The sequence below is a fragment of the Pseudomonas sp. S1(2024) genome (genome assembly GCF_046557535.1).
Genome location: NZ_JBKGFP010000093.1, coordinates 41,601 through 57,868, shown reverse-complemented (window position 1 = coordinate 57,868; position 16,268 = coordinate 41,601). Strand labels below are relative to the sequence as shown.

Annotated in this window: 16 protein-coding genes and 1 pseudogene; 4 read left to right on the top strand and 13 right to left on the bottom strand. The window is 64.1% G+C overall.

Features of this window, described 5'->3' with window-relative positions:
• Positions 1-37: 37 nt before the first annotated feature.
• Entirely contained in the window at positions 38-463 is a 426-nt protein-coding gene (locus ACLCGK_RS25975) for a hypothetical protein (protein WP_015271150.1), read from the bottom strand.
• Positions 464-600: 137 nt separating this feature from the next.
• A complete protein-coding gene (locus ACLCGK_RS25970) occupies positions 601-1,023 on the bottom strand; it encodes a helix-turn-helix domain-containing protein (protein ID WP_410953263.1) in 423 nt (140 codons plus the stop codon).
• Between the two features lie 82 nt (positions 1,024-1,105).
• On the opposite strand from ACLCGK_RS25970, the gene ACLCGK_RS25965 reads away from it, so the two are divergent.
• Positions 1,106-1,606, top strand: coding sequence for a DUF2938 domain-containing protein (locus ACLCGK_RS25965; RefSeq protein WP_410953262.1), 501 nt, complete (start codon positions 1,106-1,108; stop codon positions 1,604-1,606).
• Between the two features lie 195 nt (positions 1,607-1,801).
• On the opposite strand, the pseudogene ACLCGK_RS25960 reads toward ACLCGK_RS25965, so the two are convergent.
• Positions 1,802-2,566: pseudogene (locus ACLCGK_RS25960) on the bottom strand (substrate-binding periplasmic protein); the annotation flags it as partial.
• Positions 2,567-2,689: 123 nt separating this feature from the next.
• Here ACLCGK_RS25960 and dnaX point away from each other — a divergent pair.
• The 3 genes from dnaX (at position 2,690) to recR (ending at position 6,058) form a co-directional block, all read left to right on the top strand.
• On the top strand, positions 2,690-4,762 hold the full coding sequence (gene dnaX / locus ACLCGK_RS25955) for a DNA polymerase III subunit gamma/tau (protein WP_410953261.1): 2,073 nt from the start codon (positions 2,690-2,692) through the stop codon (positions 4,760-4,762).
• 64 nt (positions 4,763-4,826) lie between these two features.
• Entirely contained in the window at positions 4,827-5,162 is a 336-nt protein-coding gene (locus ACLCGK_RS25950; RefSeq protein WP_003259671.1) for a YbaB/EbfC family nucleoid-associated protein, read from the top strand.
• 293 nt (positions 5,163-5,455) lie between these two features.
• On the top strand, positions 5,456-6,058 hold the full coding sequence (gene recR / locus ACLCGK_RS25945; RefSeq protein WP_003259670.1) for a recombination mediator RecR: 603 nt from the start codon (positions 5,456-5,458) through the stop codon (positions 6,056-6,058).
• A 141-nt stretch (positions 6,059-6,199) separates the two neighbouring features.
• Here the strand turns inward: recR and ACLCGK_RS25940 are convergent, their stop codons facing one another.
• The 10 genes from ACLCGK_RS25940 to ACLCGK_RS25895 all read right to left on the bottom strand — a co-directional run bounded on the left by ACLCGK_RS25940 (position 6,200) and on the right by ACLCGK_RS25895 (position 16,268).
• Entirely contained in the window at positions 6,200-6,748 is a 549-nt protein-coding gene (locus ACLCGK_RS25940; protein ID WP_009683910.1) for an adenine phosphoribosyltransferase, read from the bottom strand.
• Positions 6,749-6,803: 55 nt separating this feature from the next.
• A complete protein-coding gene (gene fnrA / locus ACLCGK_RS25935) occupies positions 6,804-7,538 on the bottom strand; it encodes a Crp/Fnr family transcriptional regulator FnrA (protein ID WP_015271145.1) in 735 nt (244 codons plus the stop codon).
• Positions 7,539-7,722: 184 nt separating this feature from the next.
• Entirely contained in the window at positions 7,723-9,105 is a 1,383-nt protein-coding gene (gene hemN / locus ACLCGK_RS25930) for an oxygen-independent coproporphyrinogen III oxidase (RefSeq protein WP_015271144.1), read from the bottom strand.
• 219 nt (positions 9,106-9,324) lie between these two features.
• A complete protein-coding gene (locus ACLCGK_RS25925; protein ID WP_410953260.1) occupies positions 9,325-10,008 on the bottom strand; it encodes a sulfite exporter TauE/SafE family protein in 684 nt (227 codons plus the stop codon).
• On the bottom strand, positions 10,001-10,216 hold the full coding sequence (ccoS, locus tag ACLCGK_RS25920; protein WP_013973501.1) for a cbb3-type cytochrome oxidase assembly protein CcoS: 216 nt from the start codon (positions 10,214-10,216) through the stop codon (positions 10,001-10,003). Before ccoS ends, ACLCGK_RS25925 begins: the two co-directional genes overlap by 8 nt.
• Positions 10,195-12,669 (bottom strand): heavy metal translocating P-type ATPase, encoded by a 2,475-nt coding sequence (locus tag ACLCGK_RS25915; protein WP_410953259.1) that lies wholly within the window; start codon positions 12,667-12,669, stop codon positions 10,195-10,197. The genes ccoS and ACLCGK_RS25915 overlap by 22 nt, the downstream gene beginning before the upstream one ends.
• 150 nt (positions 12,670-12,819) lie before the next feature.
• The gene (locus tag ACLCGK_RS25910; RefSeq protein WP_410953258.1) at positions 12,820-13,344 is read right to left on the bottom strand and encodes a FixH family protein; all 525 of its coding nucleotides are present in this window, start codon (positions 13,342-13,344) and stop codon (positions 12,820-12,822) included.
• A 15-nt stretch (positions 13,345-13,359) separates the two neighbouring features.
• A complete protein-coding gene (ccoG, locus tag ACLCGK_RS25905; RefSeq protein ID WP_367245357.1) occupies positions 13,360-14,775 on the bottom strand; it encodes a cytochrome c oxidase accessory protein CcoG in 1,416 nt (471 codons plus the stop codon).
• Positions 14,776-15,096: 321 nt separating this feature from the next.
• Positions 15,097-16,074 (bottom strand): cytochrome-c oxidase, cbb3-type subunit III, encoded by a 978-nt coding sequence (gene ccoP / locus ACLCGK_RS25900; RefSeq protein WP_367070667.1) that lies wholly within the window; start codon positions 16,072-16,074, stop codon positions 15,097-15,099.
• A complete protein-coding gene (locus tag ACLCGK_RS25895; protein WP_015271138.1) occupies positions 16,071-16,268 on the bottom strand; it encodes a CcoQ/FixQ family Cbb3-type cytochrome c oxidase assembly chaperone in 198 nt (65 codons plus the stop codon). Before ACLCGK_RS25895 ends, ccoP begins: the two co-directional genes overlap by 4 nt.

Here is a 16,268-nt window from a genome sequence, read left to right as displayed (position 1 = left end):
TTGAAAGGCCGAGCGTCGCGCTGTGCGGCAGATGCCTTTACAGGTTGTATTTCTCATCGATTCTGCGTTTGTCGAGCGTGTAGCGCTTGAGGTCGATCGAGTCGGATTCCAGCTTGGCATCGAGCTCGTCCATGTCGTGCTTTTTCAGCGTTGCAACATGGGCTTTGGTGGCTTGGTAGTTGATCATCTCTGCAGCGTCATGCCCACTCACCGGGTCCCACAGAATGGAAAGCGGCCAGAACAGCAGGTTCACCACGCCAAAGCCATATGCACGACCATAGAACGAGCCGCCACCTGGAAGCAGGCCAAGGCCGGCAGCAAGCCCTGGGCTTTTTTCTTCAACCGCGAGGTTTCTGGCGCGATAACTGGCAAGTTCCGACTCTTGGGCCGAATTGAGGCCGGTAGCACAACCAGTGGTCAGCGCTATCAGTGCGGCAGCGGTCAGATTTCGAATTGTGGACATGCAACATTTCCTGAGTGTGAGTACTGTTCTCGGCGCACGGCTGGGCGCGGAGGCGCGTAACTCTACACTGAGCAGTGGCGTTTTGATATCGTATTGCCATTACTCTATTCGGATGATGATGCATCCAGATGGTGGTTTTATCCTGGGCGCTTCAAGACAAACATTGAACTGCCCTGTTTTTTCCCATGCCCCGCCGCCGACAGCTTCATCAGCCGCTGGAATTTCGGGCATTCCAGGTGATCTTCCTCAGGGCACTGCGCCGCATGCCGCAAGCCCTTGCTCATCGCCTGCAAGCGCCTGATCCGTGCATCCAGTTCGTCGGCCTTGGCGATCAGCATCTGCCGGTCGACTTGCAGGTCCACCAGCATCGTCCCCACTTCATCCAGCGAAAACCCCGCAGCCTGGCCCAGGGCGATCAGCGCCAGCCGGTCTGCAACATCGGCTGCGAACTGCCGCCTCTGGCCAGGCCCGGCGAGTGACTTGAGCAGGCCTTTCTTCTCGTAGTAGCGCAGCGTCGAGGCGGGTACGCCTGTGCGTTTGGCGACGTCGGCAATGTCCATTTCGGGCCCTTGACTTGAAGTTGACTTCAACTTCTATGCTGCGCGGCATGGTGATGACCGTCAATCTTCGAGGGCTTGTTCAATGACGTTTACTGCGATGTTTTCCGCCGCCTTGCCGATTGGTATCGGTGCCACGATGGTGATGGACCTGTGGGGGCTGCTGCTGAGGCGGATGGGTGTCGCCACGCTGAACTTCGCCATGGTCGGGCGTTGGGCGGGGCATTTGCTGCACGGGCGTGTGCGGCACCTGGCGATTGCCAAGGCAGAACCGGTGCGGCACGAGCTGGCGTTGGGGTGGGGGATTCATTACGCCATCGGCGTGCTGTTCGCGATGCTGCTGGTCATGATCGTGGGGGAGGGCTGGTTGCTGGCACCTACATTGTTGCCTGCGCTGGTTGTTGGTGTGGTGACGGTCGTGGCGCCTTTGTGCTTCATGCAGCCGGCGATGGGTGCGGGGTTCTTTGCGTCGAGGACGCCGACGCCTGCGCGCAACTGCTTGAAGAGCCTGGCCACGCATTTTGTGTTTGGCGTGGGGATGTTCTTGAGTGCGGGTTTGCTGGCGAGCGCGCAATCAGCCTGCTGACACCACCAGGCTTGAGCCTGTAATAGAAACTGTGTCTGCACCGCACAATCCTGTGGGAGCGGGCATGCCCGCGAAGAATGCAGCTCGGTGGCTGGCACCGGCTATGCCGGTGTTCGCGGGCTCGCCCGCTCCCACAGCGACCACGCCGACTTTGAGATTTTGAGTCAGAGATTGCTGCCGATACTCCAGGGTTCGGGGGCGAGCCACAGACATAGGGGTTGGATAGCCCATCCCCCCATACCGCTGCACAATCCGCTCGATCTCCCCCGACTGCTTCATTCGCACCAGCGCCCGCAGCAGCTCTTGGGTCGGTATCGCCGGGTCATTGCGTACCATGCACCCCAGGTCCTGTTCTTCCAGTACTGCCAGCGCCTGCAATTGCTGTTCGGTGGGCAGGCCCTGGTTGAACCACTGCAACGACAGCTGGTTGCTTACCGCATGCCGATAGCGCCCGGCTTGCAGCTTCTGCAGCACCAGCAACTGGCTGCGGCTGTCCTCGCGGTGCAGGCGGCCCTGGTCGAGCAGCGGTTGCAAGGTCGAATAGGTGTAGCCAAGCACTGTGCCGATGGTCTGGGCAGGCAGTTGTTCCGGGGGCAGCGGAGTACTGTCGCCAGCGCGGCCTACCAGCAGGTCTCGCTGGTGCAGCAATGGAATGCTCCAGACAAAATCCCCTGGCCGGTCATTGAACCACTGGGTGCTGACATAGCAGCGCACATCGATATCACCGCTGTTCATCGCCTCCTGCAGGCGCAGGCGGGCCATGACGTGGTATTCAGGACGGATGCCCACTTCCTTGGCCAAGGCCTGCATCAGGTCGTACAGCATGCCTTCCACCGGCTGGTCGCCTTCGATGCGCACCAGCGGCATGCTCCAGCTCTCGGCGACAGAAAAACGCACCACGGGCTGTTCAGCCTGGTTGTAGGTGCTCCACAGCAGCAACAGGGCCAGCAGTCTTCGCAAAGGCAATCCTCCCTGGATGGCGCGCCAGTTTCAAAGCTTAGACGACTTGCGCAGGGTGCAATTTTGCCCCCGCTCCGCTAGCATTAGCGATCTTCCGCTCGATCAGGCTGCGATGGTTTTTCGATGAGTTATCAGGTTCTTGCACGTAAATGGCGTCCGCGCTCGTTCCGCGAAATGGTCGGCCAGACCCATGTGCTCAAGGCCTTGATCAATGCCTTGGACAACCAGCGCCTGCACCATGCCTATCTGTTCACTGGTACCCGGGGTGTGGGCAAGACCACCATTGCCCGTATCATCGCCAAGTGCCTGAACTGCGAAACCGGCATCACCTCCACGCCCTGCGGCACCTGCTCGGTGTGCCGGGAGATCGACGAAGGCCGTTTCGTCGACCTGATCGAGATCGACGCCGCCAGCCGCACCAAGGTCGAGGACACCCGCGAACTGCTCGATAACGTGCAGTACGCGCCGAGCCGTGGGCGCTTCAAGGTCTACCTGATCGACGAAGTGCACATGCTCTCGACTCACTCGTTCAACGCCTTGCTCAAGACGCTGGAAGAGCCACCGCCCTACGTCAAGTTCATCCTCGCCACCACTGACCCGCAGAAACTGCCGGCCACCATCCTGTCGCGCTGTCTGCAGTTCTCGCTGAAGAACATGAGCCCGGAGCGGGTGGTCGAGCACCTCAGCCATGTTCTGGCCGCCGAGAACGTGCCGTTCGAGCCGGATGCCCTGTGGCTGCTGGGGCGCGCGGCCGATGGTTCGATGCGCGACGCCATGAGCCTGACCGACCAGGCCATCGCCTTTGGCGAAGGCAAGGTACTGGCCGCCGATGTGCGGGCCATGCTCGGCAGCCTTGATCATGGCCAAGTCTACGGGGTGCTGCAGGCGCTGCTCGAAGGCGATGCCCGGGCCTTGCTCGAGGCCGTGCGCAACCTGGCCGAGCAGGGCCCGGACTGGGCTGGCGTGCTGGCCGAGATGCTCAATGTGCTGCACCGCGTGGCCATTGCCCAGGCGCTGCCGGAAGCGGTGGACAACGGCCAGGGCGACCGTGAGCGGGTGCTGGCACTGGCCTCGGCATTGCCAGCCGAGGACGTGCAGTTCTATTACCAGATGGGCCTGATCGGCCGCCGTGACCTGCCACTTGCGCCGGACCCGCGCGGCGGCTTCGAAATGGTCCTGCTGCGCATGCTGGCGTTCCGCCCCGCCGACACCGACGACGCGCCGAAGCCGGTACTAAAGCCAATGGGGATCAGCCAGGCCACAGCTGATCCTGCAACACCGGTGGCAGCGCCGGCGGTTGCCGTGGCGCCGCCGGCCGCTGCTGTCGTGGCGCCGGTTGCACCGGTTGCCGAGCAGCAAGTGCCGGCGCCCGCACCGGTCGAACCAGCGCCACAGCCGGTAGTCGAGCCTGTGGTGGCAGCTGAGCCTGCCCCGGTCAGTGAACCTGAGCCAGTACCAGAACCCGTGGCAGAGGTGGTTGACCTGCCATGGGAAGAGCCTGCGCCTACGCCCGCACCGGTAATGGCCGAGCCTGCGCCGGCTCCTGCACCGGCCGCTGCGCCCACGCCGGCACCTGCCGCCCCGGCGCACGACGACGAGCCACCCTTCGACCCGTCCGCCTATGCCGCCGTGGGTATGGACCGCGACGATGAACCGCCCTTGGACGAAGACTATTACGGCGGCGAAAGCGACCCGGTCGGCTTCAGCTACCTGGACGAACTGGCCGAACACGTCCAGGAAGAAGCACCCAAGCCGGCAGCCGTACCGCTGCCCGCAGCCAAGCCGGCCACCGGCCTGGCCCTGCAATGGCTGGAATTATTCCCACAGTTGCCTGTATCCGGGATGACAGGCAACATCGCGGCAAACTGTACGTTGATTGCCGTCGATGGCGACGACTGGTTGCTGCACCTGGACCCTGGCCAGGGTGCGCTGTTCAACGCCACCCAGCAACGGCGCCTTAACGAAGCGCTCAACCAGCACCTGGGGCGCACGCTGAACCTGCGCATCGAGCTGATCCTGCCCGAGCAGGAAACCCCGGCCCAGGCGGCGGCGCGCAAACGCGCCGAGCGCCAGCAGGACGCAGTCACCTCGATCGAGCAGGATCCGTTGATCCAGCAGATGATCAAGTTGTTCGGCGCCAAGGTGCGGCACGATACTATTGAGCCTGTAGAAGCCCTGGTTAATCAGGGCCAGTAACGGATAACCATGCGGCCGGCCCGGTGCCGGGCCGCATCACATGACCCAATCGAGGTATACCCCCATGATGAAAGGTGGCATGGCCGGCCTGATGAAGCAGGCCCAGCAGATGCAGGAAAAGATGCAGAAGATGCAGGAAGAGCTGGCCAACGCCGAAGTCACCGGCCAGTCCGGTGGTGGCCTGGTGAGCGTGGTGATGACCGGTCGTCACGACGTCAAGCGTGTCAGCATCGACCAGAGCCTGATGTCGACTGATGAAGACGACAAGGAAGTGCTGGAAGACCTGATCGCCGCGGCACTGAACGACGCGGTGCGCAAGGTCGAGCAGAACAGCCAGGACAAGATGGGCAGCATGACCGCCGGCATGCAGCTGCCGCCGGGCTTCAAGATGCCGTTCTAAGGGCATTTGCGTTACCGAAAACCGCCGCTGATACCAGCGGCGGTTTTTTTTACAGAGATTTCAACCCAGGCGCGGTCTGTTTTTTTGTGGGAGCGGCCTTGTGTCGCGAAAGGGCTGCGCAGCAGCCCCGGCAATTCACGCTGCGAAGCTGAAATCGCGGGGCCGCTTCGCGCCCCTTTCGCGACACAAGGCCGCTCCCACAGAAAACAGACCGCGCAGGTCGCATGGCTGATTTGACGCCACTGCCCCCGCTGGGTATAAACCGCCTCTTATTGATTTGTCAGGCCTTTCCCATGAGCTTCAGCCCTCTCATCCGCCAACTGATCGATGCCCTGCGTATTCTCCCGGGTGTCGGCCAGAAAACCGCCCAGCGCATGGCCCTGCAATTGCTCGAACGTGACCGCAGCGGTGGCCTGCGCCTGGCCCAGGCCTTGACCCAGGCCATGGAAGGGGTTGGGCATTGCCGTCAGTGCCGTACCCTGACCGAGCAGGAGCTGTGCCCGCAATGCGCCGACACGCGCCGTGACGATACCCAGTTGTGTGTGGTCGAAGGGCCGACCGATGTGTATGCAGTGGAGCAGACCGGCTACCGTGGTCGCTACTTCGTGCTCAAGGGCCACTTGTCACCGCTGGACGGGCTGGGGCCCGAGGCGATCGGGATTCCGCAGCTGATGGCGCGGATCGAGGAGCAGGGCACCTTCACCGAGGTGATCCTGGCGACCAACCCGACGGTGGAAGGGGAGGCGACGGCGCATTACATTGCCCAGTTGCTGAGCGAGAAGGGCCTGGTGGCGTCGCGGATTGCCCATGGCGTGCCGCTGGGCGGCGAGCTGGAGCTGGTGGATGGTGGGACCTTGGCCCATGCGTTTGCGGGGCGTCGGCCGATTTCGCTCTGATCCAGAATTGTTGGGGCCGCTTTGCAGCCCATCGCGGCACAAGGCCGCTCCTACAGGCACCGCGCAATATCCGGGTATTCGCGGTCCCTGTAGGAGCGGCCTTGTGTCGCGATGGGCTGCAAAGCAGCCCCAAAACCCAACTCAGTACTCGCTAAGAGAAAACTCGGTCAGGCAGAAAGTCGGTACCCCGGCCGCCTGCAGCCGGCGCGACCCGTCCAGCTCCGGCAGATCGATGATCGCCGCCGCCTCGAACACCTGCGCACCGGTCCGGCGCACCAGGTTGGCCGCTGCCAGCAGCGTACCGCCCGTAGCAATCAGGTCATCGAAGATCAACACCGAATCCCCTTCGCACAGGCTGTCGGCATGCACTTCCAGGAAGGCTTCGCCGTACTCGGTCTGGTATCCCTCGCTCAGCACATCAGCCGGCAGCTTGCCCTGCTTGCGGAACAGGATCAGCGGCTTGTTCAGTTGGTGTGCGATGATCGAGCCGATCAGGAAGCCCCGGGCATCCATGGCACCGATGTGGCTGAACTCGGCTTCGACGTAGCGCTCGATGAACTGGTCGGCTACATAGCGCAGCCCGCGCGGCGACTGGAACAGCGGGGTGATATCGCGGAAGATCACGCCCGGTTTGGGGAAGTCCACTACCGGGCGGATCAGGGCTTTGAGGTCGAAGGCGTCGCTGTGCATTGTTGCGGGTATCCTGGGAAAACGAATGCCCAAGTATACCCGCTAAACGCCGGCCTCAGGCCTCCATTGCTCCGCCGGCCAGCGCGCACAGCTGGATCGGGTCGAGAATGTGCACTTCCTTGCCTTCGGCGCGGATCAGGCCATTCTGCTGGAAGCGGGTGAACACCCGTGACACGGTTTCCACCGCCAGGCCCAGGTAGTTGCCGATTTCGTTGCGCGACATGCTCAGGCGGAACTGGTTGGCCGAATAGCCGCGGGCGCGGAAGCGTGCCGACAGGTTGACCAGGAAGGTGGCAATGCGCTCGTCGGCGGTCTTTTTCGACAGCAGCAGCATCATCTGCTGGTCGTCGCGGATTTCCCGGCTCATTACCCGCATCAGTTGGCGGCGTAGCTGCGGTAGCTGCACCGACAGCTCGTCGAGGCGTTCGAACGGGATTTCGCACACCGAGGTAGTTTCCTGGGCCTGGGCCGACACCGGGTAGGCTTCGGTATCCATGCCCGACAGGCCGACCAGCTCGCTGGGCAGGTGGAAGCCGGTGATCTGCTCTTCGCCGCTGTCGCTGAGGCTGAAGGTTTTCAGCGCGCCGGAACGTACCGCGTAGACCGAGCCGAAATTGTCGCCCTGGCGGAACAGGAACTCGCCTTTTTTCAACGGCCGCCCACGTTTGACGATTTCATCCAGTGCATCCATGTCTTCCAGGTTGAGCGACAGAGGCAGGCACAGGGGGGCCAGGCTGCAGTCCTTGCAATGGGCCTGGTTGTGTGGGCGCAGTTTGACTGGCTCGGACATTTTCATTCGATCCTTGTGGGAAAGCACACATAAGACGTAAGGGTAACTCACGGCATAGGTTGTAGGCCAGCGTGCGCTGTTGTGGTGCGAGCTGGCCCGGCCCCGGCGGGTGTGCGCCGGGGCCTTCGCTGTGCCCATGGTGTGCCTGGCAAGGAACTTTGTCCATGCGGTTGAACGACTCGGTTCAGATCACCCGCGAGAAGCGCTGGCGGTTGTGCATCGCCAGGTAAGCGTCGAACACCATGCATACCGAGCGCGCCAGCAGGCGGCCGGCCGGCAGGATGCGGATGCCTTTGTCATCCAGGCGGATCAGGCCGTCGCGCTGCAAGGTCAGCAGTTCTGGCCAGAGGTCGTTGAAGTAGCCGCGAAAATCAATGGTGAATGCCTGTTCGATCGGCTCGAAATCGAGCTCGAAATGGCAGATCAGTTGCTGGATCACTGCACGGCGGATACGGTCGTCGTGGTTGCACAGCAGGCCGCGCTGGGTGGCCAACTGGGCGTTGGACAGGCTGTCCTGGTAGGTGTTGAGGTCGCTGCTGTTCTGGCAGTACAGGTCGCCGATCTGGCTGATGGCCGACACGCCCAGGCCGATCAGGTCGCAGTGCCCATGGGTGGTGTAGCCCTGGAAGTTGCGCTGCAGGGTGCCTTCTTCCTGGGCGATGGCCAGCTCGTCGTCGGGCAGGGCGAAGTGGTCCATGCCGATGTAGCGGTAGCCGGCTGCGGTCAGCTGGTCGATGGTGGCGTGCAGCATCTCCAGCTTGGCGGCCGCGCTGGGCAGGTCATTGCTGTCGATGCGCCGTTGCGGCATGAAGCGCTCGGGCAGGTGGGCGTAGTTGAACACCGACAGGCGGTCGGGTTGCAGGCGGATCACTTCTTCGACAGTGCGGGCAAAGCCTTCCGGGGTTTGCTTGGGCAGGCCGTAGATCAGGTCGAGGTTGATCGAGCGGAACTGCAGGGTGCGCGCGGCTTCGATCAGGGTGCGGGTCTGCTCCAGGCTCTGCAGGCGGTTGACCGCGCGCTGCACGGCTGGGTCGAGGTCCTGCACGCCCAGGCTGACGCGGTTGAAGCCCAGTTCGCGGAGCAGGCCCATGGTCGACCAGTCGGCTTCGCGCGGGTCGATCTCGATGCCGTAGTCACCGGAGTCGTCGTCCAGCAGGTGGAAGTGCTGGCGCAGGGTGGCCATCAGCTGGCGCAGTTCCACATGGCTGAGGAAGGTTGGCGTGCCGCCGCCGAAGTGCAACTGCTCGACACGCTGCTTGGGATCGAGGTGGCAGGCGATCAGCTGGATTTCCTGCTCCAGGCGCTGCAGGTAGGGCGCAGCGCGGGCGCGGTCCTTGGTGATGACCTTGTTGCAGGCGCAGTAGTAGCAGATGTTGGCGCAGAACGGCACGTGCACGTACAGCGACAGCGGGCGCACGGCCCGACGGCTCTCGCGCAGGGCGTGGAGCAGGTCGAACGAGCCCACTTCGCTATGCAGTTGCACGGCGGTTGGGTAGGAGGTGTAGCGTGGCCCGGCCAGGTCGTAGCGGCGGATCAGGTCGGTATCCCAACGTAGGTCGTCGAGCATGAGGGTGGTCCCCGGAAAGAGCAGCAGTGCCCCGGAGTCTATGGCTGTCTGCAGGAACCGGTGTTGATTTGTATCAAGGGGAAACGGCGGTGCAAGCGGGGGCCGCCGTGCGGCCCAATCGCCGGCAAGCCAGCTCCCACAGGGGCCGTGCAAACCTCAAGCCTTGTGCAGTACCTGTGGGAGCTGGCTTGCCGGCGATTGGGCTGCACAGCAGCCCCCTCAATGCCCCATCAACCAATGCTGATGCGGCCCGGGCAGGGTCCATACCCCAAACAGCATCACCAGCACCCCGCCAGCCACCCGCACACTGCGCCGTTTCAACAACCGGTTTACGCGTTCAGCCGCCAGCCCCGTGGCCAGTAGCACCGGCCAGGTCCCCACGCCGAACGCCAGCATCAGCGCCGCGCTGTACCCGGCATTGCCCTGACTGGCCGCCCACAGCAGGGTGCTGTATACCAGGCCGCATGGTAGCCACCCCCATAGCGCCCCCAGCAACAACGCCCGAGGCACGCTGGACACCGGCAGCAAGCGCGACGCCGCTGGCTGAATATGCCGCCACAGTCCCCGGCCCAGCGCCTCGATGTGGGTCAGCCCGCTCCACCAGCCTGCCAGGTACAGCCCCATGGCGATCAACAGCAGCGCCGCCACCACCCGCAGTGCCAGCGCCGCCGGGCTGCTGGCCACGGCCCAGCCGGCCAGGCCCAGCAGCAGGCCGGCACAGGCATAACTGAGAATGCGGCCAAGGTTGTACGCGAGCAGCAGGCGCATGCGCCGACCACGTTGTTCAGGCGGGATGGCAAGGGTCAGCGCGCCCATCAGGCCGCCGCACATGCCCAGGCAGTGGCCGCCGCCGAGCAAACCGAGGATCAACGCCGAGCCCAGCAGGGGCAGCAGGTCAGGCACGGGGCGGGTTTTCCTTGTCGGTGTCGGCCTTGCTGTCGTCAGGTTTCACCGCCGCCTGATGGCGCGGGTCCTGGTCGTCGAACAGGATGCTGTGGGCAGGGCTTTCCAGGTCGTCGTACTGGCCGCTGTCCACCGCCCAGAAGAAGATGTACACGGCCACGCCGACCAGCAGCAGGGCCGCGGGGATCATGACATAGAGGGCGGGCATGGCGACTTCCTCCCAGGCAGGGGCGCTTCGGTCGATGGCAAACCCGATGCCGGGGGCAGGCGGGTCAGGCGCAGGGCATTGAGCACCACGATCAGCGAACTGACCGACATGCCGATGGCTGCCCATACCGGGGTGATCCAGCCGAGCGCGGCGAACGGCAACATCAGGCCATTATACAGGGTCGCCCACAGCAGGTTCTCGAGGATGTTGCGGCGGGTGCGGCGGGCCAGCTCGAAGGCCTGTACCAGCGCCTGCAGGCGGTTGGACAGCAGCACGGCGTCGGCGCTGGTCTTGGCCAGGTCGGTGGCGCTGCCCATGGCGATGCTGATGTCCGCGGCGGCCAGTACCGGCACGTCGTTGACCCCGTCACCCAGCATCAGCACCTTGCGCCCGGCCGCCTGCAGCGCCTTCAGCCGGTCCAGTTTGTCGTCCGGGCGCAGGCCGCCGATGGCCTGGTCGATGCCCAGCTGCGCGGCCACTTCGGCAACCATCGGCGAGCTGTCGCCCGACAGCAGCAGCGTGCGCCAGCCACGGGCCTTGCAGGCCGCCAGCAGGGCAGGGGCATCGTCGCGCAGGCGGTCGTCCAGGCCGAACCAGGCCAGCGGGCCCTGGCGGTCGCCCAGCAGCAGCCACTGGCCGCGCGGCTCTGGCACGCCAGGGATTTCCGCGCCGCTCAAGGCGCAGACGAAGGTGGCCTGGCCAATGCGCAGGCGCTGGCCTTCGACCAACCCTTCCAGGCCCAGGCCCGGCACGGTCTGCACGTCGTCAGCAGGCGTGGCGGTGCGGCCGAATGCACGGGCGATGGGGTGTTCGGAGCGGTTCTCCAGCGCTGCGGCCAGGGCCAGGCAGCGGTCGGCGGGCAGGCTGCCGAGCGGTCGAATGCTGCGCAAGGTCAGGCGGCCTTCGGTCAGTGTGCCGGTCTTGTCGAAAATCACCGTGTCGATCTGGTTCAGGCCTTCCAGCACATGGCCACGGGTCACCAGCAGGCCGAGCTTGTGCAACGTGCCAGTGGCTGCGGTAAGCGCCGTTGGCGTGGCCAGGGAGAGCGCGCAAGGGCAGGTCGCTACCAGCATGGCCAGCACGATCCAGAACGCCCGCGTCGGGTCCAGGTGCCACCACCACAGGCCGATGGCCGCGGCGGCCAGCAGCGAGAACAGCAGGAACCACTGCGAGGCCCGGTCGGCGATTTCGGCCAGGCGGGGTTTTTCGGTCTGGGCGCGTTCCAGCAGGCGGACGATGGCCGACAACCGCGAGTCGTGGCCGAGGGCTTCGACTTCCACGTTCAGGGTGCTTTCGACGTTCAGGGTACCGCCGGTGACCCGCTCGCCGACCCGCCGTGGTTGCGGCAGGTATTCACCGGTCAGCAACGATTCATCGACGCTGGAGCGGCCTTCGACGATGCGCCCGTCGGCGGGGATTACCGCGCCTGGCAGCACCTGCACCGTGTCACCGCGCTGCAGTTCGCTGAGCAGGATACGTTCGCTGCGGCCGACGGCGTCCAGGCGCAGGCACGAGGCCGGCAGCAGGTTGACCAGCTGCGCAGTGGCCGCGGCGGTGCGTTCGCGGGCGCGGCGCTCCAGGTAGCGGCCAGTTAGCAGGAACAGCGCGAACATGCCCACGGTGTCGAAATACAGCTCGCCGCTGCCGGTGATGGCGGTCCAGATGCCGGCGCCAAAGGCCAGGCCAATGGCCAGCGACACCGAAACGTCCATGGTCAAGTGGCGGGTACGCAGGTCGCGTGCCGCGCCCTTGAAGAACGGTGCGCAGCTGTAGAACACGATGGGGATGGTGAGAAACAGCGCCACCCAGCGCAGAATGGTGTGCAGTTCGGGCGACAGGTCGATGTTGAATTCCGGCCAGGTGGCCATGGTTGCCATCATCGCCTGGAACCACAGCAGCCCGGCCACGCCCAGGCGGCGCAGGGCGCTGCGGTTCTCGCGGGCCAGTTGCTCGGCGGCCTGGTCGGGCTGATAGGGGTGGGCGGCGTAGCCGATCTGGCGCAGCTCGGCGAGCAGGCGCGAGAGCGGCTGTTGCTTGTCATCCCAGTTCAGCAGCAGGCGGTGGTTGGACAGGTTCAGGCGCGCCTCGGCGACGCCGGGCAGGTTGCGCAGGTGCTTTTCGATCAGCCAGCCGCAGGCGGCGCAGCTGATGCCTTCGACCAGCAGGGTGGTCTCGGCCAGGTCGCCAGCATGGCGAACGAAGGTTTGCTGAACGTCGCTGCGGTCGTAGAGGGCCAGTTCGTCCTGTAGCTGCCTGGGCAGGGCCTCGGGGTTGGCGCTGTTGTCGCTGCGGTGCTGGTAGTAGTGTTCCAGGCCACCGGCGACGATCGACTCGGCCACTGCCTGGCAGCCGGGGCAGCAGAACTGCCGGGACTCACCGAGGACCACGGCGTTGAAGCGGCTGCCGGCGGGGACGGGCATTGCGCAGTGGTAGCAGGGGGTGGGCTGGGTCATCACATCATTGCCTTAAACAAATCGGCTGGGTTGGGCACGGCACCTGTGGGAGCGGGTTTACCCGCGAATGCGTCAGATCAGGCAATGATGTTTTCAGGTTTGACGCATTCGCGGGTAAACCCGCTCCTGCAAGGAGCGGCGGAGGTGCGATTATTGGTGCTCGGCACCTTGCAGTGCTTCATCACCCAGCTGCAAGGTCAAACCATGCTCGACCTTTTCCTCCTCGAACAAGCGCCAAACCTGGCCACCTTCGCTACCCAGCAGCTCAACGAAGCGCCGCCCGTCAACCTTGTCCTCCAGCTGCCCCACATAGCGCCCAGCCTCGACCCGGCTCAACAGCACCTTGCGGTCTTTCTCCGGCTGGGTTGGCGAGATCAGGTTCAGCTCCAGGCTCTGCGGGTCGCTGTTGCCGGTCAGGCGCACGTCCACTTCGCCGGTCAGCTCGTCCAGGTGCACGCCGGCCTTCAGGCCCAGCGTCTGCGCCAGCAGTTCTCGGTCCAGCGAGCGGTTGATGCCCTTGCCAGCCTCGTAGTAGTTGTCGTTCACCAGGTTGTCCGGGTTGTGCACGGCGATGCTGACCATGGTCAGGCTCAGGCACACCGAGGTGGCGAGAATGCCGATGATGATCCAGGGCCAGAGGTGCTTGTACCAGGGGCTGGCGGCGGTGGCAGGCATTGTGGGTTATCTCTCTTAGCGGATCTGTGGGCCGATGAAGCGGCTCTTGGCTTCAACCTGGGCGTCGCTGTCATCGGCGCTCTTGAGGATGAAGGTAATTTCGTTGGTGGTCGATGGCAGTTTCTCGGGCGCGATCGACAGCTGTACCGGCAGGCTGACGATATCACCAGCGTCCACGCGGATCTCGCGCTGGCCTTCAAGCTTCAGGCCCGGCAGGCCGGTGGCGTCCAGCACGTAGACGTGGTCACGCTGGTCCTTGTTCATCACCTTCAGGCTATACACGTTCTCGATCCGGCCCTGGGCGTTCTCGCGGTACAGCACGCGGTCCTTGCTGACGTCGAAACCGACCAGCGAACGGGTGGCGAAGGCGGTGGCCAGGCCGACCATCATCACCAGCAGTACCACGGCATACCCGATCAGGCGCGGGCGCAGCATGTGGGTCTTCTGCCCGGACAGGTTGTGCTCGGTGGTGTAGCTGATCAGCCCCCTTGGGTAATTCATCTTGTCCATGATGTTGTCACAGGCATCGATGCATGCGGCGCAGCCGATGCACTCGATCTGCAGGCCGTCACGGATATCGATGCCGGTGGGGCAGACCTGCACGCACATGGTGCAGTCGATACAGTCGCCCAGGCCCGCGGCCTTGTAGTCCAGGTCCTTTTTGCGCGGGCCGCGGGTTTCGCCACGACGCGGGTCGTAGGAAACAATCAGCGTGTCTTTGTCGAACATCACGCTCTGGAAGCGCGCGTAGGGGCACATGTACACGCACACCTGCTCGCGCAGCCAGCCGGCGTTGCCGTAGGTGGCGAGGGTGAAGAAGCCGACCCAGAAGTAGGCCCAGCCGTCGGCCTGGCCGGTAAAGAATTCGATGGCCAGTTCACGGATCGGCGAGAAATAGCCGACGAAGGTCATGCCGGTGACGAAACCGATCAGCAGCCACAGGCTGTGCTTGGCGAACTTGCGCAGGAACTTGTTGCCGCTCATGGGGGCTTTGTCGAGCTTCATGCGCTGGTTGCGGTCGCCCTCGGTGACCTTCTCGCACCACATGAAAATCCATGTCCACACGCTTTGCGGGCAGGTGTAGCCGCACCACACCCGGCCGGCGAACACGGTGATGAAGAACAGGCCGAAGGCGGCAACGATGAGGATGCCCGAGAGCAATATGAAGTCTTGCGGCCAGATGGTGGCGCCGAAGATGTAGAACTTGCGTTCGGGCAGGTTCCACCACACGGCCTGGTGGCCGCCCCAGTTCAACCACACCGTGCCGAAGTACAGCAGGAACAGCACAGCCCCGCCGACCATGCGCAGGCGTCGGAACAGGCCGGTGAAAGCGCGGGTGTAGATCTTTTCCCGGGAGGCGTAGAGGTCGACGGAATCCTTCCCTTTGTTGGCAGGCGGGGTGACGTCATGTACCGGAATTTGCTTGCTCATCATCAAGTCCCACGGCAGTGGAGAAGTGCCGCAGCCAGTGCATGCCGGCCGCAGTCTCGCGCAATCTGCTAGCGCTCTGCGGCCCATGATACGCCGCTGATGGCAGTATGGGGCTGCACTGCGACCTTTAGTCGCGTTGGGTTCGTGGTATGAATCGTGTTATGGCAGGTGTCAAGTGATCCAGGTCATCAGCCTGCAAGAAATGCTGTGTCTTTGCCGGCCTCTTCGCGGGCTTGCCCGCTCCCACAGGGATAACACCAACCTCAAGACTGGTGGCGAACCTGTGGGAGCGGGCAAGCCCGCGAAGAGGCCGGGCCTGCCTTACTCGGCCTTGGCCGGTTCGGCCTGCTGCGACAGGCTGTACACATAAGCCGCCAGCAAGTGCACCTTGTCATTCCCTTGCAGCTGCTCCTGGGCCGGCATCTGCCCCTGGCGACCGTAGCGGATGGTCTGTTGCAACTGGGCAAAGCTCGAGCCGTAGATGAACGCCTGCGGATGGGTCAGGTTCGGCGCGCCCATGGCTGGCGTGCCCTTGCCCTCGGGGCCGTGGCAGGCCACGCAGTTGGCGGCGAAGATCTTCTGACCGTTTTCGGCATCGGCTTTCACGCCCTCTGGCAGCGTGCGGCCATCGAGCTTGCTGACCACGAACGCAGCCACGTCGGCCACGCCCTGCTCGCCGATCACTTCGGCCCAGGCCGGCATCACGCCGTGGCGGCCGCCCATGATGGTTGCCTTGATGGTGTCCGGCTCGCCGCCCCAGCGCCAGTCGTTGTCGGTAAGATTGGGGAAACCATAGGCACCCTTGGCGTCGGAGCCGTGGCATACCGAGCAGTTGGAGGCGAACAGCCGCGCGCCCATCTTCAGGGCCTGCGGGTCCTTGGCCACCTCGGTGATGGGCATGGCGGCGAACTTGGCGAAGATCGGCCCGAAGCGGGCGTCGGCCTTGGCCATTTCCTTTTCCCACTCGTGCACGCCGGTCCAGCCCGGCTGGCCGTTGGAAAACTCGGTCTGCTTGTCGTTATCCAGGTATGAGTAGCCTGGCAGGACGCCTTTCCAGTTGCCCAGGCCCGGGTACAGCACCAGGTAGCCGAGGGCGAAGATGATGGTGCCGACGAACAGCCAGAACCACCATTTCGGCAGTGGGTTGTCGTACTCCTCGATGCCATCGAAGGCATGCCCGACGGTTTCGTCGGTGACCTCTTCGCGCTGGCCCTTGCGGGTCGACAGCAGCAGCCAGGTCAACGAGAAGATGGTGCCCAGGGTCAGGACGGTAACGTACAGACTCCAGAAGGTTGTCATTGTTTTTTGCTCCCAGAAGCTTTTGCGTGCTCTTGCTCGACGTGGCGGCAGGCCTCGGGGTCATCCGCGAAGGGCAGTTGGGTCGCTTCGTCGAAGTCCTTCTTGCGCCGTGGGTTGAACACCCACAGCGCCAGGCCCACGAATGCCACCATCACCACGACGGTGCCCAGGCCGCGAATCATCCCGATATCCAT